23 protein-coding genes are annotated in these 26,345 nt (G+C 32.1%); 9 read left to right on the forward strand and 14 right to left on the reverse strand.

Annotated elements, in window-relative coordinates; translation table 11 throughout:
* Nucleotides 1-197: 197 nt before the first annotated feature.
* Nucleotides 198-1,784: a peptide chain release factor 3 gene (locus B3M86_RS11620; RefSeq protein WP_038333563.1), complete on the forward strand. Its 1,587-nt coding sequence runs from the start codon at nucleotides 198-200 to the stop codon at nucleotides 1,782-1,784.
* A 55-nt stretch (nucleotides 1,785-1,839) separates the two neighbouring features.
* On the forward strand, nucleotides 1,840-2,682 hold the full coding sequence (locus B3M86_RS11625) for a DUF4197 domain-containing protein (protein ID WP_280037648.1): 843 nt from the start codon (nucleotides 1,840-1,842) through the stop codon (nucleotides 2,680-2,682).
* A gap of 60 nt (nucleotides 2,683-2,742) precedes the next feature.
* Here B3M86_RS11625 and B3M86_RS11630 read toward each other — a convergent pair whose 3' ends face one another.
* The 8 genes from B3M86_RS11630 to B3M86_RS11665 form a co-directional block, all read right to left on the reverse strand.
* Entirely contained in the window at nucleotides 2,743-3,465 is a 723-nt protein-coding gene (locus B3M86_RS11630; protein WP_286496359.1) for a hypothetical protein, read from the reverse strand.
* A 62-nt stretch (nucleotides 3,466-3,527) separates the two neighbouring features.
* Entirely contained in the window at nucleotides 3,528-5,228 is a 1,701-nt protein-coding gene (locus B3M86_RS11635; RefSeq protein WP_115001235.1) for a ribonucleoside-diphosphate reductase subunit alpha, read from the reverse strand.
* A gap of 79 nt (nucleotides 5,229-5,307) precedes the next feature.
* The gene (locus tag B3M86_RS11640; protein ID WP_038335662.1) at nucleotides 5,308-6,267 is read right to left on the reverse strand and encodes a ribonucleotide-diphosphate reductase subunit beta; all 960 of its coding nucleotides are present in this window, start codon (nucleotides 6,265-6,267) and stop codon (nucleotides 5,308-5,310) included.
* Between the two features lie 381 nt (nucleotides 6,268-6,648).
* A complete protein-coding gene (rny, locus tag B3M86_RS11645; RefSeq protein WP_371875740.1) occupies nucleotides 6,649-8,211 on the reverse strand; it encodes a ribonuclease Y in 1,563 nt (520 codons plus the stop codon).
* A 263-nt stretch (nucleotides 8,212-8,474) separates the two neighbouring features.
* Nucleotides 8,475-8,765: a cell division protein ZapA gene (locus B3M86_RS11650; protein ID WP_038335658.1), complete on the reverse strand. Its 291-nt coding sequence runs from the start codon at nucleotides 8,763-8,765 to the stop codon at nucleotides 8,475-8,477.
* 7 nt (nucleotides 8,766-8,772) lie between these two features.
* Nucleotides 8,773-9,117 carry a hypothetical protein gene (locus B3M86_RS11655; RefSeq protein ID WP_019975371.1) on the reverse strand — a complete coding sequence of 115 codons (345 nt, stop codon included), beginning with the start codon at nucleotides 9,115-9,117 and terminating at the stop codon, nucleotides 8,773-8,775.
* A gap of 121 nt (nucleotides 9,118-9,238) precedes the next feature.
* A complete protein-coding gene (locus B3M86_RS11660; RefSeq protein ID WP_286496358.1) occupies nucleotides 9,239-9,886 on the reverse strand; it encodes a hypothetical protein in 648 nt (215 codons plus the stop codon).
* Nucleotides 9,887-9,927: 41 nt separating this feature from the next.
* Nucleotides 9,928-10,062, reverse strand: coding sequence for a hypothetical protein (locus B3M86_RS11665; RefSeq protein WP_286496357.1), 135 nt, complete (start codon nucleotides 10,060-10,062; stop codon nucleotides 9,928-9,930).
* Between the two features lie 237 nt (nucleotides 10,063-10,299).
* Between B3M86_RS11665 and B3M86_RS11670 the strand changes: the two genes are divergently transcribed.
* The 4 genes from B3M86_RS11670 (at nucleotide 10,300) to dnaJ (ending at nucleotide 16,373) form a co-directional block, all read left to right on the forward strand.
* Entirely contained in the window at nucleotides 10,300-11,991 is a 1,692-nt protein-coding gene (locus B3M86_RS11670; protein ID WP_291076294.1) for a M23 family metallopeptidase, read from the forward strand.
* Nucleotides 11,939-14,377, forward strand: a complete 2,439-nt coding sequence (locus tag B3M86_RS11675; RefSeq protein WP_291076292.1) for a TonB-dependent receptor — start codon at nucleotides 11,939-11,941, stop codon at nucleotides 14,375-14,377. Before B3M86_RS11670 ends, B3M86_RS11675 begins: the two co-directional genes overlap by 53 nt.
* Nucleotides 14,378-14,676: 299 nt before the next feature.
* The gene (locus B3M86_RS11680; protein ID WP_286495822.1) at nucleotides 14,677-15,234 is read left to right on the forward strand and encodes a nucleotide exchange factor GrpE; all 558 of its coding nucleotides are present in this window, start codon (nucleotides 14,677-14,679) and stop codon (nucleotides 15,232-15,234) included.
* Between the two features lie 14 nt (nucleotides 15,235-15,248).
* Nucleotides 15,249-16,373: a molecular chaperone DnaJ gene (dnaJ, locus tag B3M86_RS11685; protein WP_286495821.1), complete on the forward strand. Its 1,125-nt coding sequence runs from the start codon at nucleotides 15,249-15,251 to the stop codon at nucleotides 16,371-16,373.
* A 67-nt stretch (nucleotides 16,374-16,440) separates the two neighbouring features.
* On the opposite strand, the gene B3M86_RS11690 is transcribed toward dnaJ, so the two are convergent.
* The 4 genes from B3M86_RS11690 to B3M86_RS11705 form a co-directional block, all read right to left on the reverse strand.
* Nucleotides 16,441-16,806 (reverse strand): heavy-metal-associated domain-containing protein, encoded by a 366-nt coding sequence (locus tag B3M86_RS11690; RefSeq protein WP_291067357.1) that lies wholly within the window; start codon nucleotides 16,804-16,806, stop codon nucleotides 16,441-16,443.
* Nucleotides 16,807-16,828: 22 nt separating this feature from the next.
* Nucleotides 16,829-19,078, reverse strand: coding sequence for a TonB-dependent receptor (locus B3M86_RS11695; protein WP_291076290.1), 2,250 nt, complete (start codon nucleotides 19,076-19,078; stop codon nucleotides 16,829-16,831).
* Between the two features lie 128 nt (nucleotides 19,079-19,206).
* A complete protein-coding gene (locus B3M86_RS11700) occupies nucleotides 19,207-19,653 on the reverse strand; it encodes an HYC_CC_PP family protein (RefSeq protein WP_291076288.1) in 447 nt (148 codons plus the stop codon).
* 99 nt (nucleotides 19,654-19,752) lie between these two features.
* A complete protein-coding gene (locus tag B3M86_RS11705; protein ID WP_115001264.1) occupies nucleotides 19,753-20,271 on the reverse strand; it encodes a hypothetical protein in 519 nt (172 codons plus the stop codon).
* A gap of 204 nt (nucleotides 20,272-20,475) precedes the next feature.
* On the opposite strand from B3M86_RS11705, the gene B3M86_RS11710 reads away from it, so the two are divergent.
* Entirely contained in the window at nucleotides 20,476-22,011 is a 1,536-nt protein-coding gene (locus B3M86_RS11710) for a glycine--tRNA ligase (RefSeq protein WP_291076287.1), read from the forward strand.
* Between the two features lie 134 nt (nucleotides 22,012-22,145).
* On the forward strand, nucleotides 22,146-22,487 hold the full coding sequence (locus B3M86_RS11715; RefSeq protein WP_135836756.1) for a phage holin family protein: 342 nt from the start codon (nucleotides 22,146-22,148) through the stop codon (nucleotides 22,485-22,487).
* Between the two features lie 66 nt (nucleotides 22,488-22,553).
* Here B3M86_RS11715 and B3M86_RS11720 read toward each other — a convergent pair whose 3' ends face one another.
* Together B3M86_RS11720 and B3M86_RS11725 are read right to left on the reverse strand one after the other, a co-directional pair.
* A complete protein-coding gene (locus B3M86_RS11720) occupies nucleotides 22,554-23,303 on the reverse strand; it encodes a polysaccharide deacetylase family protein (RefSeq protein ID WP_286495817.1) in 750 nt (249 codons plus the stop codon).
* Between the two features lie 40 nt (nucleotides 23,304-23,343).
* The gene (locus B3M86_RS11725; protein ID WP_286495816.1) at nucleotides 23,344-24,363 is read right to left on the reverse strand and encodes a helix-turn-helix transcriptional regulator; all 1,020 of its coding nucleotides are present in this window, start codon (nucleotides 24,361-24,363) and stop codon (nucleotides 23,344-23,346) included.
* A gap of 874 nt (nucleotides 24,364-25,237) precedes the next feature.
* Here B3M86_RS11725 and B3M86_RS11730 point away from each other — a divergent pair.
* A complete protein-coding gene (locus tag B3M86_RS11730) occupies nucleotides 25,238-26,329 on the forward strand; it encodes a slipin family protein (RefSeq protein ID WP_219034698.1) in 1,092 nt (363 codons plus the stop codon).
* Nucleotides 26,330-26,345: the final 16 nt, after the last annotated feature.

Consider the following 26,345-nt stretch of genomic DNA (forward strand, 5'->3'; position numbering starts at 1 on the left):
TAACAAGGGGAAGATTACAGATGCTGCCCCCAAACAATCCCACTAATCATCAACAATAAAAAGTAAAATATCTTTTTCATACGTCTTTCGTCAACTATTTTTAGAATAACGCAATTTACTTTAGAATATTCTATCAACCATAATGTTTCTAATTTTCGTGAGATAAACTATCTTTGCAACCTGAAAATTTGATTAAGATGTCTTTAGAACAAGAAATAAATAAAAGAAAAACCTTTGGAATTATCGCCCATCCCGATGCTGGTAAAACAACTTTAACAGAGAAGTTATTACTTTTTGGAGGCGCAATTCAAGAAGCTGGTGCCGTAAAAAGTAACAAAATTAAAAAAGGAGCAACTTCCGATTTTATGGAAATTGAACGCCAACGTGGTATTTCGGTTGCTACTTCAGTTTTAGCATTCGAATATAAAGGAAAAAAGATTAATATCTTAGATACGCCTGGTCACAAGGATTTCGCCGAAGACACTTTCCGTACACTAACTGCCGTAGATTCTGCGATTGTGGTAATCGACGTTGCAAAAGGGGTTGAGGAACAAACAATCAAATTGGTAGAAGTTTGTCGTATGCGCAAAATTCCGATGTTGGTTTTCATTAACAAAATGGACCGCGAAGGAAAAGATGCGTTTGATTTAATGGACGAAGTAGAACAAAAACTAGACTTACAAGTTACACCACTTTCTTGGCCGATTGGTATTGGAGCAACTTTCAAAGGAATTTATAATATTTGGGAGAAAAACATCAATATTTTTTCTGGAGATAATAAACAAAAAATTTCTGAAACAACGAAAGTTGAGGATTTATCAAGTCCAGATTTAGACACATTAATTGGAACAACTTACGCCGAAAATCTTCGTAATGAGATTGATTTAATTGACGGAGTTTATCCAGAATTTGATATGCAAGAATATATGGACGGAAATTTACAACCTGTATTTTTCGGTTCTGCTCTTAATAATTTTGGTGTTCGCGAATTGTTAGACGCTTTCGTTGATATTGCACCAACTCCACAATCTAAAGAAACAGATTTGAGAATTGTCGAACCTTATGAAAATAAATTTTCTGGCTTCGTGTTCAAAATTCATGCGAATATGGATCCGAAACACCGCGACCGTTTAGCCTTTATCAAAATCGTTTCTGGTAAATTTGAACGTAATACCAACTATTTCCACGTTCGCCAAGGTAAAAACATGAAATTCGCTGCGCCAAATGCTTTCTTTGCTGATAAAAAAGAAGTGGTTGATGAATCGTTTGCGGGTGATATCGTTGGTTTACACGATACAGGAAACTTTAGAATTGGTGATACGTTGACAGAAGGTGAAAAATTTTCTTTCAAAGGAATTCCAGCTTTCTCCCCAGAACATTTCCGTTACATCAACAATGCTGATCCAATGAAAGCAAAACAATTGGAAAAAGGAATTGATCAATTAATGGACGAAGGTGTTGCGCAGTTATTTACATTAGAAATGAATAATCGTAAAGTTATCGGAACCGTTGGTGCACTGCAATATGAGGTTATCCAATATCGTTTGGAGCACGAATATGGTGCAAAAGCAACGTACGAACCTTTCTCTGTTCACAAAGCGTGTTGGGTAGAAGTTGAAGATGAAAAATCAGAAGAATTCTTAGAATTCAAACGTGTTAAACAACGTTATTTAGCAAGAGATAAATTCAATCAATTGGTATTTTTAGCAGATTCTGCTTTTACAATTCAAATGACGCAAGATAAATTTCCGTCAGTGAAATTACATTTTGTAAGTGAGTTTTAAATTTTGGTCAGATAATTGAATTAACCAACTGAAATATTTTTTAGAAAAAATCTAAATGAAAAAGATCATATTAAGTTTAACATTGATTTCAGCGTTTGCAGTAAATTCAAAAGCACAAGATTTGAAATCAATTTTTGGAACATTAAAAAAAGAAGTCGAAAAAGTAAACACTCAAACGACAACACAAAATAATTCAACAGTAAAAGTTGATTCAATAAAAGTTGTAAATGGTTCAACAGAATCTAAAACAATTTCTGCAGAATCCTTAACAAAGTTAAATGGTTTATCTAACGCAACTGTTGCCTCTGGATTGAAAGAAGCTTTGTCATTAGGATTAACGGACGGAATAAAATCATTGGGTCAAAAGAATGGTTTTTATAATAATTCAGTTGCAAAAATCTTGATGCCAGAAGAATTACAAAATGTAGAAAAAACTTTGCGTTCTTTAGGAATGGGAAGTTTGGCGGATAAAGGAATCAAATTATTGAATTCTGCTGCTGAAGATGCTGTTTCTGAAGCTGCTCCTATTTTCGTAAACGCTGTGACATCAATGACAATTACAGATGCGAAAGATATTTTATTAGGAGGAAATAATTCGGCTACCAATTATTTAAAACTAAAAACAACATCTGATTTAACAAAGGCTTTTCAACCAAAAGTGGAAGCGTCTTTAGGTAAAGTTAGTGCGGATAAAGTTTGGAATAATTTGATTACAAAATACAATACGTTAACTGGAAATCAAATTGATCCAAACCTGAATGCTTATGTAACACAACAAACAATAAATGGTGTGTTTAACATGGTTGCAGAAAAAGAAGAAGGAATTCGCGGGAATAAAGCTTTGCGTACAACATCGTTGTTACAACAGGTTTTCGGAGCGCAAGATAGTAAGAAGTAAAATACTTCTATTCAATCAAAAAAACTCGTTACAATTTGTAACGAGTCTTTTAGATGATAATTACTCTATAAAATAAGACCAAGGTATATCAAATCTTCCTCGTCTTTCTGCTACTTTAAGCTTTTCTCCTTCAAAACTTGAGTAATACTTTTTATAATCTACTTTTATCTCTTTTTCTATAAATGTATTGTTCCAATCTTCAATTATTAAATAATAACTACTACCTCCTTTACTATTTTTCTTAATTTTTTTCAAAATCTGAGTTTCATAAATTTGAGGAGTAGATTGATCATACTTACAATTAATGAATATAACAGAATAAATAGAAAATACTTCAATTAATATTATGATAAAAACATTATAAACAAAATTTTTCTTGTTGTAAATCAATATTTTAAATTGATTAAAATAATAGATTATTAAGATTAATAACGCTATAACACTCGAAGGAACCCATACATTTTTATAATCTAAGACATTGTAATCCATAGCAGTTCTAATGATTAATCCAAAACAAGATAACATAAAACCTATAGAAATTGTTGGAAGATTTGGTCTAATTTCAGGCTCAATTGAGATCAAACCTCGATAATATCTAACTAAAATGATGCAAAAAATAGGATAAACAAAAGATAAATAAATTAAAATTTCATTAAAAAACTGAAAAACTAATGTACTCAAACCTAAAATGCATCCAATAATATTAATTAATAAAGCCGTTCTTTTCAACGACTTTAAATCAGTAAATTTTTGTTCAATAATAACTAAATCTAAAAAATTCATAAAATCTAAAAATCCGCTCAATGAGCGGATTTTCTATTTGTAATAAAATATATCATTTCCTATTAAGCTTCACAAGAAGAACAAGAAACTAAGTTTGCAACTAATTCCTTAGAAACTGATTGTGAACGCTGATAGTACAATGTTTTTACACCTAATTGCCAAGCTTCGATCATCAAACGGTTAACTTCTTTCACAGGTAAATCTGGTGGAATATTTAGGTTTAATGACTGCGATTGATCTACATATTTTTGACGAATCGCTGCTTGTTGAACAATTTCTAATTGAGAAATTTCTTTGAATGTTTTGAACACATCTTTTTCCTCTTTTGTCAATTGTTCTAAATGTTGCACAGAGCCACCATTCAACATGATTTCGCGCCAAATATCTTCGTTATCAATTCCTTTTTCTTGTAATAATTTAGTCAAATATTTATTCTTACGCATAAAGTTTCCTTTCGATAAACCTGCTTTGTAATAATTTGAAGCAAACGGCTCAATTCCTGGAGAAGTTTGTCCTAAAATCGCAGAAGAAGACGTAGTTGGTGCAATTGCACAAGTTGTTGTATTACGACGTCCGTAGCCTTTTAAAACCTCTGGTTCACCATAAATACGAGCTAATTCTTCCGAAGCTTTATCTGCTTTAGATTGAATATGCTTGAAAATTTCTGTTGTACGTAATTTCGCTTCCATTCCTTCAAAAGGAATCATGTTGCGTTGTAAGTAAGAGTGCCACCCTAATACACCTAAACCTAATGCACGGTGACGTTTTGCAAAACGATTAGCTGATGCTAAATAATGATTTCCTTCTGTTTTTTCGATGAATTCTTGTAAAACTGCATCTAAAAAGAAAATTGCTAAACGTACTGCCTCAGTATCTTTCCATTCATCGTATAGCTCTAAGTTCATAGAAGATAAACAACAAATAAATGATTCATCAGCAGATGAAGGCAACATAATTTCTGAACAAAGATTAGAAGCATTAATTGACATTCCTAAATCTTTGTAAACCTGTGGTTTATTTTTATTTACGTTATCTGTAAAGAATAAATATGGTAATCCTTTTTCTTGACGTGATTCTAAAACTTTCGCCCAAATTTGACGTTTATCCGCATCTCCATCAATCATTTCTTGCATCCAATAATCTGGCACACAAACACCATAAAATAAATTCTGAATTGAACTTCCTATCGATTTAATTTTCAAAAATTCTTCGATATCATCATGATCAATATCCAAATAAGCCGCAAAAGCTCCACGACGTGTAGAACCTTGAGAAACCACATTCATCGCAGAATTGAACAATTCCATAAACGAAACAGCACCACTACTCTTTCCGTTATCTGTAATCGCCGCTCCACGCTCACGCAATTCACCAAAATAACCAGAAGTACCACCACCGATTTTAGTTTGCATAATAACTTCTCCTAATTTATGCGTAATTCCTTCAATACTATCTGGAATATGAACATTGAAACAAGAAATTGGTAAACCACGCTCTGTTCCCATATTTGCCCAAATTGGAGATGATAAACTCATCCAACCTCTTTCTATCATTTCTTTGAAAGATTCTTGCAATTCTGGTTTGTATAAACGTTTTGCAGCCGCAGCCGTGATACGATCTATAGCTCCTTCAACTGTTTCCCCTTTCAATAAATAACCTCTATTCAAAATTTGTTCAGATTCAGAGTTTTTCCACCATAATTTTGGTGCTTCACCGTCAAAAAATATATTTTGAATGTCGTCGTGTGGTATTGGATTGTCCATAGCTTTAGAATTTATAATGATGTGATATTGTTAAATAATTTTATTTATAGTTGTGTTTTTGATAAAAAGTTTTGGCGGTTTAAAATAAATCGTCTGCCGAAATACTTTTGTCATGTTTAGTATAATCTACTGGTCTTTTTGCGAAAAAATCGTCTAAACTACTCGCAAAAACTTCTTCCTCAAACCAAGCCATCGGTTTATACTGTTCTTGGGAAATATGAAATATTTTTTTGTATCCAATTTTAGCAATTGCTTCATCAATACGGTATTTCATATAGTTTAATAAATCTGCTTTTGAGTAATAACCAAATTCTCCTTTCTCGAAAATCCAATCTAACATCATTTCTTCTTGGTCAATATAACCACGAACAGCAGTTTCTACCCAATTTTGATCTAATTCCTCTGGTAATAAACCTTCTTCACGAATTTTATTAATCAAATAAATCCCAGCATTTGCGTGAATTTGCTCATCTGTAGATGTCCAAGCAATGATGTTTGCTGTATTTTTCATTAAACCATCAAAACGTGTAAATGCCAAAATATTTGCAAATTTCGAGAATAACGAACTATCTTCGATTACCAATGCAAAGAACAATAATTTCTCTACAATTGATTTGTTCTCGTCACGCATAATTTCTCCAACAAACGTATTATAACTTTTGAAAATTGGATTTTGTAAGGCTACATTAAACTCATCTAAATAACCATTTACCTCCAAAATACGCGAATACGCTTCACTATGTCTAAACTCACATTCTGCAAAAGTAGCACCTAATCCATTCAATTCTGGCTTTGGAAAATAATGATACAAATCTCCCCAGAATCCTTTTACCGTTACCTCTACTTGCGCAATTGATAAAATAGAACGTTTGTGAATTTCGCGTTTCGCATCATCTAAATTGGCATGATAGTCTTGGATATCTGAAGTAAAATCTACTTCTCCGTGTACCCAATATGCTTTTTGGATTGCTTCTGTAAAGGTTAAAATTTCAGGATATTCAAATGGTTTATAATTTACCCTTTTATCAAAAATAGACATAGTTTTTTGGACTTTTTAGATTAATAAACTTTGGTAAAAACGAATTCTTTCATCAAAATAAATGAAGTTGGTTCTTTTATTTTATTTAGAAATTTGAACCTCAATAGGGTTACATTTTCGTTTCAATTACTCATCGATTCTTTCAAAATTAAGATAAGATTTTACAATTAAAAATTTTGTAATCTTAAAAAATAAAAAGGTTATCAACAAGTTGTTAATTATTTGATTATTAATTAATTATTTTTGAATTTTTATTCGTTATAATTTAATAATTTTTATCAAAACAACAACTATAACTTGGATTAATTTTCTATAATTTAACAAAAAAATAGGCAAGCCTTGTTATAGACTTGCCTAAAGAATATGATTAAATTCTAAATTTTATCTTGCAATATTTACTGCACGTGTTTCACGAATTACAGTTACACGAACTTGACCTGGATAAGTCATTTCGTTTTGAATTTTATCCGAAATTAAGAACGATAATTCAGCTGCTTTTGTGTCATCAACTTTATCACTTTCTACAATCACACGCAACTCACGACCAGCTTGGATAGCGTATGCTTTTTCCACACCATCAAAGTTAAGAGCCGTAGCTTCTAAATCTTTCAGACGTTGCATATACGATTCCACAACTTGACGACGAGCCCCTGGACGAGCACCAGAAATTGCATCGGCAACTTGTATAAGTGGCGAAATTAAAGAAGTCATCTCTATTTCATCGTGGTGAGCTCCAATTGCATTAATTACGTCTGGATGTTCTCCATATTTCTCTGCCCATTGCATCCCCAAAATTGCGTGAGGCAATTCAGATTCTTGCTCCGGAACTTTACCAATATCGTGTAATAAACCTGCACGTTTCGCTAACTTAGGATTTAATCCTAATTCTGCAGCCAAGGTTCCTGCCAAATTTGCCACCTCGCGAGAGTGTTGTAACAGGTTTTGACCATAAGAAGAACGATATTTCATTCGTCCAACAATACGAACCAAATCTTTGTGTAAACCGTGAATTCCCAAATCTAAAATTGTTTTCTTACCAACTTCGATAATTTCATCCTCAATTTGTTTTGTTGTTTTTGCCACAACTTCCTCAATACGTGCTGGGTGAATACGCCCATCCGTTACTAAACGGTGCAAAGATAAACGAGCAATTTCACGACGAACAGGATCAAAACATGAAAGAATAATCGCTTCTGGCGTATCATCAACAATCACTTCAACTCCTGTAGCAGCTTCTATTGCACGAATATTACGTCCTTCACGACCAATGATACGTCCTTTGATTTCATCAGATTCAATGTTAAACACAGAAACTGCATTCTCTATCGCTTGCTCTGTTCCGATTCGTTGAATAGAAGAAATCACAATTTTACGCGCTTCATTTTTCGCATCCAATTCAGCCTCTTCCATAATTTCTTGGATATGAGCTTGTGCTTTCGTTCTTGCTTCGTCTTTCAAGACTTCAATCAATTCAGCACGTGCTTCATCAGCAGAATAGTTTGAAATTTTCTCAAGGATTTCTACTTGTTTTTTGTGCATCGTATCCACTTCTTTTTGCTTAATGTTAAGCTTCTCTGTACGTGCTTGTATATTTCCTTTCTCAGATTTAATCTGATCTTTTTGTTTCTGAATTTCTGCTAAGTCCGTTTTGATTCTCTCTTCACGTTCTTTTACTTTAAGCTCAGCATCAGCTACTTTTCTTTCACGTTGATTAACAACTTCTTCGTGTTTAGATTTTAATTCTAAAAATTTTTCTTTGGCTTGAAAAATTTTCTCTTTTTTAATGGCTTCACCATCTTTCTCAGCATCATTAATCAAATTTTGTGCTTTGCGAGTTGCTTCGTCAATCAGTTCTTGATTCTGTTTATCAACTGATTTTTTTGATAAGAAATATCCCACCGCTGCACCTATGATTAATGTAACAATTGCAATAATTATTGTCATAATTGGGTCCATAGATTATGTAATGTTTATATATAAAAAAACCTACATTAGTAAAGTATGTTTTGAGTTAACTCCTGTAAACAGGATTTGAGTTAGTCCGTCAGTCAAGTATCCGCTGTCAAATAAATGAACCTAAAAGGTTGCGGCCCGCTTTCCGAACGGTGTTCACTCGGTAACAAAACTAGTGTTGAGTTAACCAAAATAGCTAGAACTAATGTAGGAATATTGTTTAGTGGACAGTTTCACAACTGTCAGAACTTCTCTTATTTTGCGATTGACTGATCAATCAATTCTAATAACTTCGAAATGCGCTCTGTTGTCATTTCTTCGTTATCTTTCACTTGCTTTTTCAGCTTTGCTTCACGTAAAGCTAACTGAATTGTCACCATTGCAAGCGCGTCTTGTTTGTCAGAAACAGCGTACTTTTGTTCAAATTGTTTCAAAATACCATTTATTTCTTCTGCACAAGAAAGTAACATTTCTTCCTCGTCAGAATTAATCGTCATTGGGTAATGACGTGAAGCAATTTTTATCTCAATTCGTTGAGTTGACATTCTTTTATTAATTATTAGTTTTAATTTGAGCGATGCACGTATCGACTTCTTTTATTAATTTGTTCATTCTTTGCTTCATCATTTGTTTGTACTCCTGATTTCCGCTCATTGCATTAACGACTTTTAATCGTTTTACTTCCTCATTTAAATTTAAGTTATTCGCTTGCGAATCTCTCAATTTATTTTTCAATCGGGCATTTTCTTCTTTTAGAGAATTGATTTCATTTTGCAATTTTTCCAATTCTTGTATCGAGTTTTCAGCGCCCTTCAATATATCTTTATAATTCCCTAGTTGGCCTAAAACACTTAAAACTTTGTTTTCAAGTTCATTAAATTTTACCATTTTTTCCATCTCCTGAGAATTTCAATTATTCTAGCTTCTATTGCAAAAATAGTATTTTTTTACTTCTAATCAATACAATAACCTAAATATTATCAGTTTTTTCTTATTCATTTGACAAATAGAGATTTACTTACATTTTTTGTTTCGTTTCTCTATTCTTCACTACTTTCACAACATACTTGATACTAAAAAACAAAAACAATACCGAAAGAATAGTTGGCAGAAATTGACAGAAAATAATCAAAATTGATTTGAAATAATACATTCCATCTTTCCAACTTTGTTTTAACTCATATCCTAAGTTGATTTCTCTATAAGCTTTCAAATCAGTTTGTGGTAAAATATTCGTTACAACTCGTGGTTCTTCTGATAATTGATACGCAATAGTCGCATAAGAAGTAGCATCATTTATCAACGCTTTATTCACTTTATTTTCGATTTGTTTCGAGATTTTCATTGCTTTATTGTTTTCATTTTTCAACTCATTTTCATATTTCTCAAAGGTCATTTCTTCATTATTAATCAAAATATGATCGATAATAATTCCTTTCTCCACTGCAAATTTGACATGCTCACGCAATTTATTTGACGGAACTTTCAATTCAATCAAATAAGAACGTTGAATTTTGTCTATTTTCTTAACGCTTTCTTCAGATAATTCAACTATATCCGAATCTAAAATTTGATTAATCATTTCACTATTCAAAACAAATCCATTCAACGAAATCGCATTTTCTTCGATTTGAACCGCATCTTTCATCGCATCTTTTACTTTCATTTCGATCAACGCATTCGATTTAAAAACCTTCCCTTCTACTTCTAAATTTGCAGCATTAGAAACCGCAACTTCTTCTTTGCATCAGCAGCCAATTCTGCATTACTTTCTGAACCTTTGTATTCATTACAACTTACGATAGAAGCAACTATAAAAAGTGCTAAAATAATTTTTCTCATGATGATGTTTTTTATGTTTGATTTTAAAATTACTTTCATCATTTCTCAATCATTCACTAAAATCCTTTTCTTTTACTTGTTTATTATTTTACAAATACAAAATATTGATAATCATTTATTTAATTTTATTTTACAAAAATTTATCTCCAAATAATTTTCAGAAATTCAAAAGATTAAGGAGGTTTGTAAAAGATTTAATTTACTTTTAACTGATTTGTTAATTATTGAAAAGAAAAAATGAAAGTGATTAAGCCAATTTTCCTAAACTTATTACTAAGTTCTGTTGTTTTTGGACAACGATCAGAACAACCAAAATCTGAAACATATCCAAAAAACATCTTCCAAAATCCTTTAGAAATTACCAATTATTTAGCTGGTAATTTTGGAGAATTACGTGCCAATCATTTCCACGCTGGGCTTGATATCAAAACTCAACAACGAGAAGGTCTGAAAGTAAAAGCGGTTGGAGACGGTTACATTTCTCGCATTAATATTTCGCCAACAGGTTATGGAAATGCACTTTATATCGATCACCCAAACGGATATACTTCTGTTTATGCCCATTTGAGAGAATTTACGCCCGAATTGCAAGAATATGTGCGCAAACAACAATATGCAAACGAAACGTTTAAGATAGAATTGCATCCAAAACCAAACGAACTTCCTGTAAAAATGGGCGATTTGATTGCTCTTTCTGGAAATTCTGGAGGTTCTGGAGGTCCACATTTACATTTCGAAATTCGTGATACCAAAACAGAAGAACCAATTAATCCTTTTTACTTCGGTTTTGATTTACCTGATACTCGAAAACCATCTATTTTAGGCCTATATGCTTATCCAATTTATGGCGATGTGAATCAAAAAACCAATCGTGTTGTTGTGGTAAATGGAGGTACAATTTCTGCCTCTGGCGCAATAGGTTTTGGTGTAAAAGCCTATGACAAACACAATGGAGCAGAAAATAACAATGGAGTTCATCAAATTAATATTTATGTGAATGATGAACCGATTTATACGTTTACTTCTAATCGTTTTTCGTTTGATGAAGCTCGAGCTATAAATACAGTTTGCGATTATGGCGATATTCAGAAAAATAATAGTTGGGTGTATCAAGGATTTGTGAAAGATGGGAATCCTGTCAGAATGTATTCAAATCTAAAAAACAATGGAATTTTAGAGCTTAAAGAAGGAAAATCGTACAAAGTAAAAATTGACGTTTCTGATTATGCAGGAAATTTATCTTCGCAATCTTTTACAGTTAATGGAAAAGCATTTGTAGATTCTGCAAAACTTACTGAAACAAATCCAATGTTGTGGAACAAAGAAAATCATTTCAAATCTGATGGAATCGAAATATTTTTCCCTAAAAATATTTTTTATGAAGATTTTGATTTAGCTTATAAATTCTCGAATGGTAAACATTGGGTGGGCGATTATTATATACCAGTTCATCAAACTTACACGTTAGCAATAGAACCGACTACTGACATTCCAACAGCGCAATTGGACAAAGCTGTTATTGTACGCGAATATCAAAAAAGAGGTGCTTGGAAAAAAGATTATTTAACAACAGAGCTCAAAAATGGAAAGCTTGTTGCAAATCCAAAAGATTTTGGTGTTTTTTCTATTTTAATTGACAATACTAAACCGACAATTACTCCGTTAAATATCAAATCAGATAGTCAATTTACTCAAGCTAATGCTATTATCAAATTTACAATTGATGATGCACAATCTGGGATAAAAGATTATAAAGCTTATATCGATGGTAAGTGGGTTTTAGCCGAATATGATCAAAAAATTAAACGATTATCAATTAATTTGAACAAAGAACAGATTTCGGTTGGCAACCATCAATTAGAATTAAACGTGAAAGATGAAAAAAACAACACAGCAACATACTCTACAACATTCAAAAAGATTTCTTAGTACCATAAGTTTATCTCTTTTGGGTGGAATTTTATTTGCTCAAACTGCGCAAATTAATGGTAAAGTTGTCGACGAAAATAGAATTCCAATTAGTGAAGCTGAGATTATTGTCAACGATCAATCTTATTTTACAGATCAAAATGGTAATTTCAAAATTGATATTCCATCAAATTCTTCCGTTACCGTAACTTTTAACAACAATGGTTATCATTCGTTTGCACAAACTTTTACGCTAAAAGATAAAAACAAGAAAGAGATTTTTGTTCAATTAGTTCCTGATCAAACCAATGCAATCGAATTAGGTGAAGCAACTATTTCTTTTCAATCCAATAAAAATAAACCTTTGCAAAGTACCGTTTTGAGTGCTGCGCAAATGCAACAAGGACCAAGTTTGACTGGCGGAGTTGCCGATTTATTGAAAACATTGCCTTTCGTAAATTCGAATACAGAATTAAGTTCGCAATATATGGTTCGCGGAGGAAATTATGACGAAAATTTAATTTACGTTAACGGAATCGAAGTTTATAAACCTCAATTGATTCGTTCTGGCGAACAAGAAGGTTTAGGTTTTGTAAATCCTGCGATGACGCAATTTATCAACTTTTCTGCTGGTGGTTGGGAAGCAAAATACGGCGACAAAATGTCTTCTGTTTTAGATGTTACCTACAAACGCCCAACAAAATTTGAAGGACAATTAGAAGCAAGTTTAATGGGCGGAAGTTTGACATTAGGCGGAGGTTCTAAAGACAAAAAACTTTCGGCAATTGTTGGAGCGCGCTATCAAAACAGAAATTTAGTGTTGAATACCTTAAAAGGTGATACCAATTTCAATCCCGAATATTACGATGTACAAGCCAATATCAATTATAAATTAAATGATAAATGGAATGTTGCATTTTTGGGGACAATGTCACGTTCGCGCTACGAAATGTTTCCTGTAAAACGTGATACGTACATCAACACAATGGATACTCCGTTGTTGCTAACTGTTTTTTATGACGGAAAAGAGGATGATAAATTTGCGACAGAAACAGGAAGTTTATCATTTACATATCAACCAAATTCTAAAGTAGATTTAGGGTTAGACCTTTTTGCTTATCATTCGAAAGAGCGCGAATATTTTGATATTCAAGGTTCTTATTTCATTTCCGAAGTAGACGAAAAAGGCCATGCTACTTCTACGAATGATGTTGGTTCGCAAATCGATCATGCACGAAATAATTTTGATGCGTTGGTTGCTGGAATTCAACACAAAGGAAAATATAAAATCAATGGAAACAATGATATTGAGTGGGGTGCAAAATTTCAACAAGAAGATATTCGTGATTTATTAGGTGAATGGCAAGCAATCGATTCGACAGGATATGTTATGAATCCAAATCCAGGAAATGGTTTGAATTTAAGTTATTATGTCAATTCAAAAAATAATTTAAAAACCAATCGTATTTCTGGTTATGCGCAATACACGAGCAAATTCATGTGGAATGATGCAAAAGTGATGTTCAACGCTGGTGTACGTGCAGCTTATTGGGATTTCAACGAAGAAACAACTGTTTCGCCTCGTGCTCAAATCGCGATTAAACCAGATTGGGAAAGCGATATGTTGTTCCGTTTTTCAACAGGTGTTTATTATCAACCTCCCTTCTATCGCGAAATTCGTCGTTTAGATGGTTCTTTGAATAACAAAGTAAAATCGCAACAATCAATTCATTTTATATTTGGAAACGATTACGAATTCAAATGGATGGATCGTCCGTTCAAATTAACAACTGAGGTTTATTACAAAATCTTAAATGATTTGAATCCGTATTATGTAGACAATGTGAGAATTCGTTATACGGCAGATAACAACTCCAAAGGTTATGCGTATGGACTTGATATGCGTTTATTTGGGCAGTTTGTTCCTGGTATAGATTCTTGGTTCTCGGCTTCGTATGCGCGAGCTTATCAAAATATTGATGACAGAGGAAATATTCCATTACCAACAGATCCTCGTTTCAAATTATCTGCATTTTTCCAAGATTATATGGAGTTTTTACCATCTTTCAAAGTGAATGTAAATTTGATTTATGCTTCTGGTTTACCAAACGGAGCACCACAATTTGCAGATCCTTACCAATACCAAACAACGTTGACAGATTACAAACGTGTTGACATTGGTTTTGTGAAAGAATTGATCAATCAAAAAGAATTGAAACCATCAAAAGGAACATTCTGGAGTAATTTCAAAGAAATTTCGATTGGTGTAGATGTTTTCAATGTGTTTGATATTAAAAACGAAATCAGTAATTCATGGATTCGCGACGTAAATTCGAGTGCAGTTTACACAATGCCAAATTATTTGACAGGACGTTTCTTGAATGGAAAGATTAATTTTAAGTTTTAAGATAATCCTCTAACCTTATAGATGTCAAGTTGAATTCATTTCAACTTCGCATCCTCAGTAAAGCTAACAAGATGTGTTTCTGAAACAAGTTCAGAATGACACTTAGAAACATAAAAAAGATAGTTTTTAAACTATTAATGTTATCTTTCAAAACTCAAATCAAAAAAAACTTTATACATTTACCGAAGCACTTCTCGCGACAGAAGTGCTTCTTTTTTATTTAAAATCTGACAAAACGACACATAATAGGCATTGGCAAACTATTTGATTCAATCAGAAACAAAAAAACTAATAAGAATATGTCTGACCAAAATATACACGAAGAATTAGAGAACGAGAATCTTCAAGAAAACGTTCAAGAGAGTGATAACACTGTAGAACAACCACAAGAAGAAACTGCTGGAAAGTCAGAATTAGAAATTGTTAAGGAACAATTAGCAAAAGAAAAAGACCAATATTTACGCTTATTTGCAGAGTTTGACAACTTCAAAAAACGTACTTCGCGCGAACGCATGGACATTTTCAAGACAGCAAATAAAGAAGTTATTACGTCTTTATTGCCTGTTTTAGACGATTTTGGACGCGCTTTAAATCAAATTGAAAAGTCTGGAGACGACAGCTTACATCAAGGTGTTGAATTAATCAATAATAAATTAGTAGAAACGTTACGTGCAAAAGGTTTGAAAGAAATGGAAACTAAAGCTGGAGACGATTTCAATACTGATTTACACGAAGCAATTACTCAAATTACTGCTCCAACAGAGGATTTAAAAGGAAAAATTGTAGACGTTGTAGAAACGGGTTATTTATTAAATGATGTGGTAGTTCGCTACGCTAAAGTTGTTGTTGGATTATAATTTAGATTAAGAAAATGTCATCAAAAAGAGATTATTACGAAATATTGCAGGTCGAAAGATCTGCAACATCAGAGCATATCAAGAAAGCCTATCGTAAACTTGCCATCAAATATCACCCTGACAAAAATCCTGGTGACAAAGAGGCAGAAGATAAATTTAAAGAAGCTGCAGAAGCTTACGAAGTTTTAAGCGACGACAACAAACGTGCACGTTACGACCAATTCGGACATGCAGGAATGGGCGGAGCTGCTGGCGCAGGATTCGGCGGTGGCGGCGGAATGAATATGGAAGATATTTTCTCTCATTTCGGCGATATCTTTGGAGGCGGAGGATTCGGTGGTGGATTTGGAGGTCAATCTCGTGGTCCACGTCGAATGAAAGGTTCTGATTTGCGTATTCGCGTAAAATTGAACTTAGAAGAAATGGTTAACGGTTGCGAAAAGAAAGTAAAAGTTAAACGTTTTAAACAAGCAGATGGCGTTACATCTAAAACATGTCCATCTTGTGGCGGTTCTGGACAACAAGTTCGTGTTACCAACACATTTTTAGGACAAATGCAAACTGCTACAACTTGTGGAACATGTCAAGGAGTAGGAAAAGTTGCAGACAAAATTCCTTCGGGAGCAAATAATCAAGGATTAATCAAAGTTGAGGAAACAATCGATCTTAAAATTCCTGCTGGAGCAAGAGAAGGAATTCAATTACAAGTTCGTGGAAAAGGTAACGATGCGCCTTTTGATGGTATTCCTGGTGATTTACTTGTTTTGATTGAAGAAGAAGAACACGATACATTAAAACGTGATGGAAACAACTTACATTTTGATTTGTATGTTTCTATTCCTGATGCTGTTTTAGGTGCTTCGAAAGAAATTCCGACGGTTAACGGAAAAGTGAAAATTAAAGTTGACAAAGGAACTCAATCAGGAAAAGTATTACGTTTAAAAGGTCAAGGTTTACCAGATTTGAACGGTTACGGAAAAGGTGATTTATTTGTGCATGTTAACATTTGGACACCAACTCATTTATCGAAAGATCAAGAAGCGTATTTTGAAAAAATGAGAGACGATGATCATTTCTCACCAGAACCTTCGAAAAATGAAAAATCATTCTTTGAACGTGTGAAAGATATGTTTCAGTAATTGAAAATCAAATGATATAAAAAAATCCATCTCAAATGAGATGGATTTTTTTATATTTTAAAATCTTTTAATGACTATGCGTGTTAGCTTCCCCAGCTGAACCTTCACGATCATACGAACAACAAGAAGGTAAACTTCCGTACACTTTTTCTTCTGCACGTTTATTATCAGTATCGTGTCCAACCGCTACTACAGCGTTTTCTACATCATCCACTTTACTCTTTTTCTCATTCAATATAATATGTAAATTTTGCGTATTACTATCCCATTCAGCAGATTTTACACCTTTTACACCATAAGCTGCTTTTTCTATACGATCTTTGCATTGCCTACAATTTCCTTTAACGTGTAAATCGTGTTTTGCATTTTTATTTTGTGCTTGTGCGCTAATTCCTAAAGTCGCAACCAAAGCAAAGGCTAATAATTTTTTCATTATTTTATATTTTTTATGATTTTTATTTTAAACTAAATCTTAATCCAGCGTAATACATTTGTCCAAAAATTGGCGCATAAACAATCGAACTATCGAAATTTGAACCAAAAGGATTATCTGCTCCTAAAATTACACGATGTTGTTGATAATTCGTTACATTTTCTCCTCCAACATACACTTCAAAACGTTTTGAGAAAACACGTGTAATCTGGAAATTAATTGTTCCAAATGGATTCGAATAATCATTCAATTGATTTTCTGGTAAATTATCTGATGTATTTGGTAAACGCTGTTTTCCAATCCAATTATACGTTGCATCAAAACGCCAATTTTTACCATTTATTTCGCGTGTTTCGTATTCTAAATTTGTAAAGAAACGATGTTTCGCTTGCAACGGACGTTCTAATTTTCCTTTTTCATAATCTGTTGCGATATCGTAATATTTATAAGATGCTCTAATTTTGAAATTTGTAAATGGATTATAATTAAAATCAAATTGGAACGAATTTGCATACGAATCTCCTTCTAAATTATAAAATCTTACTTGACGAGCCGAATAATCGATATCAGTTACGATTTGATTTTGAAAATCTGTTCGATAAAAATCTGCTGTAACATCTGCATTTTTACCAAATAATTTAAATTCTTGTGTTACGCTAAATCCATAATTCCATGCAATTTCTGGATCTAAACCATATATTTTTCCATTTCCATCGCCCAGAATATTAAATTGTCTTGAAGATGCAAATAAATTCTGATTTTCTGCAAATGTATTATTGATTCTTTTTCCGCGACCAACCGACGCTTTTATTGTTGTTCCTTTTACTGGCATATAACGCGTATGCAAACGCGGTGTCAAGAAAAAGCTCATTCGATTATGATAATCTCCACGAAGCCCAGCAATCATATTGAAATTCTTCATATTATCAAACGTATATTCGAAAAATGCTCCTGCAGAATTATCAATTCGATCATAATTCGCATCCGTTGGAAGCGCTACAAATTCCTTGAATTTATCGTATGTAAAACTAGCTCCTGTAGAGAATTTATTTTTTGTATTGCTAATAATCGAACTAAAAATATAATTGGCATAAAAACTTTGTTGTTCGATATCATATTGATTCAATCCAAAGTAAGAATCTTGTTTATGATAGCTAAACGCCGTTTGTAATCCCATACTTTGATAAGGCATTTCTGGAAAAACATACCCAATTTTTGACGAAACATCCACACGATTTGTATTGATTTCTGACCCCCAATAATTTGTTGTTAATTTATCACGATCTTTATCAAAATCAACTTGTCCTGCTTGTTTTGTATCATTCAAATATCTTGCAGATAAAAATCCGACCCAACCTTTTTCTAAGTTTTGATATTGCCAACGATTCATTACATTAACTTGGTGTCCAAGCGGATTATCTAAAAATCCATCATCGTTCATATCATTCTTCGAAACGCGTGCATTTCCATGCATAAACAAAGAAGTACTCCATTTATCATTCAGTTTTTTGTTCAAATGCACATTTCCTTCAAAACGAGAATCTGTCGAACCATAAAGATTCACAAACAACGGAATATCATTTGAAGGTTTTATTAATTCTGTATTAATCTGCCCAGAAATACTTTCGTAACCATTAATCACCGTTCCAGCACCTTTCGTCACCTGAATACTTTCTACCCAAGTTCCTGGCGTAAAACTAAGCCCAAAAGCTTGAGAAGCTCCACGAACATTTGGTATATTTTCTTCTGCAATCAAAATATAAGGAGAGGTTAAACCTAACATTTTAATTTGCTTATTTCCTGTCACAGCATCCGAAAAATTGACATCAATAGAAGGATTTGTCTCGAAAGATTCGGCTAAATTACAACATGCTGCTTTCAACAATTCTTTTCCAGTCATTGTCGTCATATTGGTTGCAAACTTCGATTTTTTAAGCGAACTACTTGTATCACGAACCACAACTTCATTCAACGAAGTATCCCCAAAATGATCTTTTACATTGATGGTGATATTCTGAAATTCGTCTTTTAATTCCTTAAAAGTTGTTGTTTCATTGTCATAAAAAACACCTAAAATTGAGGTTGGTTGATAATTTTCGATCTCAAAGTTTCCTTTTTCATCTGTAATAACAGTAATATCTGACGATTGCCAAAACACTTCTGCTCCAACGATTGGTTGTTGATTTTGATCTGTAATTTTTCCTTTTAAAGTAGATTGTGCGTAAGAAAACGCAGCACTTAGTATAAATACTGAAGTGAATATTTTTTTCATTTTTACGATTTAAGGCTCAATGCCTATTTATTATTGTGTACTTGTTGATTAGATTTTCATCAAATACTTTAATATTTAGATAATAGCGTATTGTTTTCTGATTAATTTAATCAAAAAATAAACGGGTATTACCCTTCGTAAAATGTTAACTGAGAATTGAGTATATAATTTGGCGGTGCATTTGACGCAACATAAAAATCAAGGAAACTAGATTGATTGCTCACCTCTTCATCTTGAATCGGAATTCTAATTTGAAGAATTTCAGAAACTATAAAACTAATCGGAATAAGTTTTTGAATTTTGACAGTTTGCTTTTCTACAAACTTATCCGAATATGAAATATCCTTACAGCAATCATCTTTTTTAGATTTAATGTTTTCCGGTAATTCGCAATGTTTTTTTTCTGTTTTTGGAGGACAACACGAAGTAGAAACTCCCATTTCGTGCGAATTATTATCCAAATGATTCAACTTCACTTGCTCCACCACTCCTTGACAAAAATGCATAGAAAATGCGTAGCTAAGATTTGAAAAAATCAAAACCACCGACAAAACATACTTTATGTAATGTTGCATTTTCATGTTGGACAAAAATAAACAAAAAATTCAAATCAAAACAAACTGAAATTTATATCATTTTCAAAGTTTCTTATAGAATTTTCAGTTTTCATCACTTTATCTTCTTGCCTGTTTGTTCGTCGGAATATTAATAATCCCAGAACCATTTACCAACGATTTATCGTTTTCGTTAACAATTTTCAAAACAACTTCAAAATTTTGCCAATCTATCCCTTGCAAAGTCACTAAACCTGTTGCTTTATCAATCGATTTTATTTTAAATCCTTTATCAGGAAAATCTTGTCCATCGACAATCGGATCAAAATCCAACCCAACTTCTGGCTCAACTTTAAAAGCAGAATCTTGCACAAATTTGTATCGATCTTTAAAACTTTGCGTCAATAATTCATTTTGCTTGATATACTCATCTTCGTTTATTTTTCCAATTGTATCCATGATATAATCAACATAATTATTCATAAAATCAAGCGCAACATTATAATTAACATCCGATTCTTTAACCGAATCTTTCACTTCACTTTCAATTTTATTTTCTGTTGATGAACTAGATGAATTATTAGAATTACAACTTGTAACAAAACTTAATAATAGAACAGGAAGAATAATTTTTTTCATAGGGTTATCTTTTTTTTATGATTTAAAAGTATGTTTTTTTTGATTGAAATTGAAATAACTCGAATAGTAAAATCAATCATTTTGTTAATAATCTTCTCAAAAAATAGAATAAGCGATTAAAGCCTTACGATTTTATCAAAATATACCTCAATAGTCATCAAAAATCACTAAAATTGCACTTTAAATAAGAACACACAATTAATTATGTCAGAAGATATTTTCAAGAAAGTAGTTTCTCATGCGAAAGAATATGGTTTCATTTTTCAATCGAGTGAGATTTATGATGGATTATCAGCCGTTTACGATTATGGTCAAAACGGAGCTGAGCTAAAAAATAACATCAAACAATATTGGTGGAAAGCAATGGTACAAATGCACGAAAACATTGTCGGCATTGATTCTGCTATTTTTATGCACCCTACTACTTGGAAAGCTTCGGGCCACGTTGACGCGTTTAATGATCCTTTGATTGATAACAAAGATTCTAAAAAACGTTACCGTGCCGATGTTTTAATTGAAGATCATTGTGCAAAAATTGAAGGTAAAATAGAGAAAGAAGTTGCGAAAGCTGCAAAACGTTTCGGTGATGCTTTTGATAAAGATCAATTTGTTGCGACAAATCCTCGTGTTGTAGAATATCAAAATCAAATCAATACAATTTTAGCGCGCATGGGAAAATCTTTGGAAAACGAAGATTTAGACGATGTAAAAGCTTTGATTGAAGAATTAGAAATTGCTGATCCTGTAACTGGTTCTAAAAATTGGACAGAAGTTCGTCAATTCAACTTGATGTTCGGAACAAAATTAGGAGCAACAGCAGATCAAGCAATGGATTTATATTTACGCCCAGAAACGGCTCAAGGTATTTTCTTAAATTACTTGAACGTACAAAAATCTGGACGTATGAAATTACCTTTCGGAATTGCTCAGATTGGTAAAGCTTTCCGTAATGAGATTGTTGCACGTCAATTTATTTTTCGTCAACGTGAGTTTGAACAAATGGAAATGCAATTTTTCGTAAAACCAGGAACTGAATTAGAATGGTACGAAAAATGGAAAGAAACACGTTTACGTTGGCATCAAACTTTAGGTTTAGGAAATGAAAATTATCGTTTCCACGACCACGAAAAATTAGCGCACTATGCAAATGCTGCTGCTGATATTGAGTTTAAATTCCCATTCGGATTCAAAGAATTAGAAGGAATTCACTCACGTACAGATTTCGATTTGAAAGCACACGAACAACATTCAGGTAAAAAAATTCAATATTTCGATAACGAAACAAACGAATCATACACACCTTATGTTGTAGAAACTTCTGTAGGTTTGGATCGTATGTTCTTAGCAGTTTTCTCAAATTCATTGAAAGAAGAAGTTTTAGAAGATGGATCAGAACGTGTTGTATTATCTTTACCAGCTGCATTAGCGCCAATTAAAGCTGCTGTTTTACCATTGGTAAAGAAAGATGGTTTACCAGAATTAGCGAAAGAAATTTTGAAGAAATTACGTTTAGATTACAACGTAATGTACGAAGAAAAAGATACTATCGGTAAACGTTACCGTCGTATGGATGCGATTGGAACACCTTTCTGTATCACTGTTGACCACGATTCATTAAACGATAATTCTGTTACTTTACGTTACCGTGATACAATGGAGCAAAAACGTGTTAATATTAATGAGTTAGCTCAAATTATCGACAAAGAAGTCAACATGAAATATCTTTTTGAACAATTATAAAAAGAATATCTTCTCAATACAATAATACTAAAGCTCAGAAATTTCTGAGCTTTTTTTATTTTTATTAAAATTTTTAACAATTTGGCAAAGCTTTTGATTTTAATTTAGATATATTAATCTAAAAAATACAAATTATGGGCTTTATTATTAATCTTTTGGTATCAGCATTAGTTGTTTTCGGACTTGCTAACATTTTACCTGGAGTATCTGTAAAAGGATATGGTTCTGCGATTATTGTTGCACTTGTTATTGGACTTTTAAATGCTGTTGTAAAACCAGTTTTAAACTTTATTAGTTTACCTGTAACAATCTTAACATTAGGATTATTTTCTTTTGTGATTACAGCAATCATTATCTTATTAGCAAGTGCAATTATGGGAGATAGTTTCCATGTGGACGGATTCTGGTATGCATTATTATTTGGTATTGTTTTAGCAATTGTCAATTCTTTAGTTGGAGGAATGATGGGAGACTAATTTATACAGATTATTACATATAAAAAGCTGTCCAAAATTGGACAGCTTTTGTATTTTATAAAAGTTTTATTGAGGATAAAATTTTATTTGCTCAAAAATATAGTTATCATGTTTTTTAAGAAGATCAACCAATTGTTTCAATTCGGACTCTTCCCATTTATTCTGAAACATCTCATCATGAATTAACACAACTATATTATTATTTGTAAAGGTTTTATTCGATTCTAATTGATTAACAATTTGTTTATAAATCGTTTGAACAGATTGCACCGGTGTTCCATCTTTTCCATGATGCGTCCATTCCAAATCCCAACCAATAACTTTATAACCCAACTTTGCTAAACCATCAGCCGTTTGTACACCAGAAGCTCCATCATTCTTCGATTTTCCGTCCAATCTCCACATGTTTCTTCCTGGTAAACGAACAATTTTATCTTGTAATTTTAGTATCGATTGGTTTTTCAAAATATCCTCAACCGACGTTTGCTCGTTACTATAAAACTTTTTGTATTGATCATTCGCATGCGTCCAACTATGATTACATTCTTCGATGTACGGATTATCTTCGTAATATTTAAAATAATTCGTCATTGTTTTATTTTTCTCCACATGTTCTCCAACAAGAAAAACAGTCACTTTTAACTTCTCATTTTTGAAAACCTCATCAATATTTTCACTTCCATTCAAAGGCCCATCATCAAAAGTTAAATAGATATATTTCTTCACAAAATCACTCGCTTTCTGTGCAAACGAACTTGTCGAGAAGATTAATAAAAAGACACTCAAAAGTGTCATTATTCTTTTATTCCATATCATTTAAGTTAATTTTTAATGAATTAAATGTATGAAAGAAATTCTATTTTTTATATTTTTCTAATGCTCTTTCTAATCGTGTTTTGATTCTTTTTTTCACTAATCTTGGAGCAAGAATTTCTATTTCTTCTCCAAATCCTAAAAGTTCTCGTTCCAACTCAAAATTATGTACAACTTCTATCGAAAATAAAGTTCCTTCGTCCGTCACTTCCAACACTTTTTGCGTCGCATGAATTGGTTTTGTCACCACATAAGGCGCTAATTTTTTATTCACACGAAAAACAACACGCTGCTCTCTTTCTTTCACACTTTTCGTTACACCAATCGCATTGTTATAATACGTATCAAAATTAATTTCTTGCTCATCGACAAAAGGTTCATTTGCCAATTCATAAAACTCAACAATTCTATCCAAAGCCAACGTATACAAATTTTTATCTTTTCTCGATTTAGCTAATAAAAACCAGCGATTACGGTATTCTTTCAACAAATACGGATAATAAACTTGTTGTTTTGGCTCTTTACTTTTTGAGGTAAAAGATTGATACGAAATCAGCAAAGGTTGTTTCTTTACAATTGCTTGATACAACCGGTTCAAATGTTCTAAACCTTTTAATAATGGATTTTCTTCGAACTGAATATAATTTGGTTGTTGATGAGTTTGCTTGGATAAATTATTTTCGAGACGAGTAATAATCTCGTTCATATCATCAAAATAATTAAACCCATTCAATTGTTTCATCACCGAAATCACTTCTTTCATTTTATCTAAATCTGCAGACGAAACAGGCGAATTATGGATCGAATAATCATGATCTTTATATTCATAAAACTTTTTTTCTCGAACAACAATTGGCGCATTATAACCCAATTTATCACTTCGCATCACCTGAATGTCGCCCTGAATTGTACGTTTCGAAACGCCAGAAGTTATTCCTTCGTATTCATACAAAGCTTCCGAAACTTTTTCTATTAAATCTTCTAATCTCCATTTTCTGAAATGATTTTGAAGACATTTATCGATCGTTTGATAACGTATTAATGCAATTTTATTGGTTGCCATGGTTGATTTCTTTCTTCAATACTACAAATTTCAAATCAAAGTACGCAATCTATTTGCGTAGAAATTTTCACTTCAACTTTTATTCAAAATATTTTCAATATAAAATCCTCTATTCATCATCATTTACAAATTATTTCGAAAAAATATTTTATTGCGCAATTCATTCGCACACTTCTACTCCAACTTTGTCAAAGGTTTAACAACCAAACGATTTTAATTGTTCCTTAACAAATGTTTCAGTATAGCATTGTAGTAGAAAATGCTTCATCACTTCTATTCTGAATAATTAAAACAAACGCGCAGAAGGTTCGACTCCTTCACTTATTTAATAAATGAGTATTGGTTTAACGCACTAGAATTCGGCTCTAGTAACAGACTTTTAATCTGTATTTATCGCCTGAAAAAGGCACCATTAGAAACAAAAAAGCTAAAAAGTTTTCTTTTCGAATAAAGAATTTATTTCGTTGAAATGAATTTGAAATAAGATCAAAAACTTGCTCAAAACCTGAATTTGAAACTTTAGTTGATGATTGATTTCAAAAGTTTAAAAATAAAAAATCAAGTCAAAATGATTTGAAAAAAGTTAAAAGTAAGAAATCAAAAGAAGCTGCTCAAACTTCAAATTCCGTTTTAAAAAAGGAAAATGATTTAGCTTTTTTATTAGAAAATTTAAAAAAAAGATTCTTCGATAAACTCAGAATGACAATAATTCGTCAATTCGAGTAATTTTTCGAAATGAAAATAAAGAAAAATTGTATCGAGAATAGAATTAAAAAATAGTCATCCTGAACTCGTTTCAGTATCTCATAATAAAGATTCTTCGACAGGCTCAGAATGACAAAAAAAATAGTAAAAACCTATAAAAAATAATAAAATGAAAAAATTAGCAATTAACAACCAAGAAATTGGAATCTATATCAAAAATAACGAAGTAGATAAAATTTACTCAAAAGGAAATTATTGGATTTTCTTTAATAAAAACATCGAAAAATTAAACATCAACGAAATAATTGATGAAAAATTCCACGCAATGATTTTGGAAAATGAAACATTAAAAAATATGGTAGATTTTATCGAAGTATTACATAACGAAGTGTTGATTATTTACAAAAACAATCAAATCTATGATTCTTTTTACAATAAAAACGTGATGATTTGGAAAAATTCGACTCAATTAAAAGCTATAAAATTTGACTTGAATTCTACTGACGAAATTAAGAATTTAACAAAAAGAGAAATTGATATTTTGAGAAAAGCTGGTGCAATTCGTATCATTTCTGTTGCGCCATATTTCGAAGGAATTTTATTTAAAGACAATGAATTTGATTCGGTTTTAAAAGCTGGTGAATACCTATTTTACAACAACGAAGTTAAAATCTCGATGGTATCTTTTGATATGCGTCCGCAAACAATTGAAATTTCGGGACAAGAAATTTTGACGAAAGATAAAGCGCAATTACGAATCAATTTTATGGTAAATTATCAAATTACTGATTTGTTAAACGCTTATCAATCGAACAAAGATTTCGAAAAAATGATTTATCAAGCGATTCAATTAGGTTTGAGAGAATTTATTGGAAACATGAATTTTGATGATTTGATGTCAGATAAAAATTCGGTAACGAATTATATCATTCAAAAATATCAAGCTGAATTCCAAGAAATTGGTCTAAAATTGATTGACGCAGGTATGAAAGACATTATTCTTCCTGGAGAAATAAGAGAAATTATGAACCGTGTTTTGATTGCCGAAAAAACGGCTCAAGCTAATTCGATTACGCGTCGTGAGGAAACTGCTTCAACAAGAAGCTTGTTGAATACAGCAAAATTAATGGAAGAAAACGAAACATTATGGAAATTGAAAGAGATGGAATACATCGAAAAAATTGCTGATAAAGTAGGAGAAATCTCAATTTCTGGTGGGTCGAATGTATTAAATGAACTAAAAACAATGTTTACAAAATAATATTCTAACCAAATTA

The organism is Empedobacter sp. UBA6305 (assembly GCF_002440405.1).
Classification (GTDB): domain Bacteria; phylum Bacteroidota; class Bacteroidia; order Flavobacteriales; family Weeksellaceae; genus Empedobacter; species Empedobacter falsenii_B.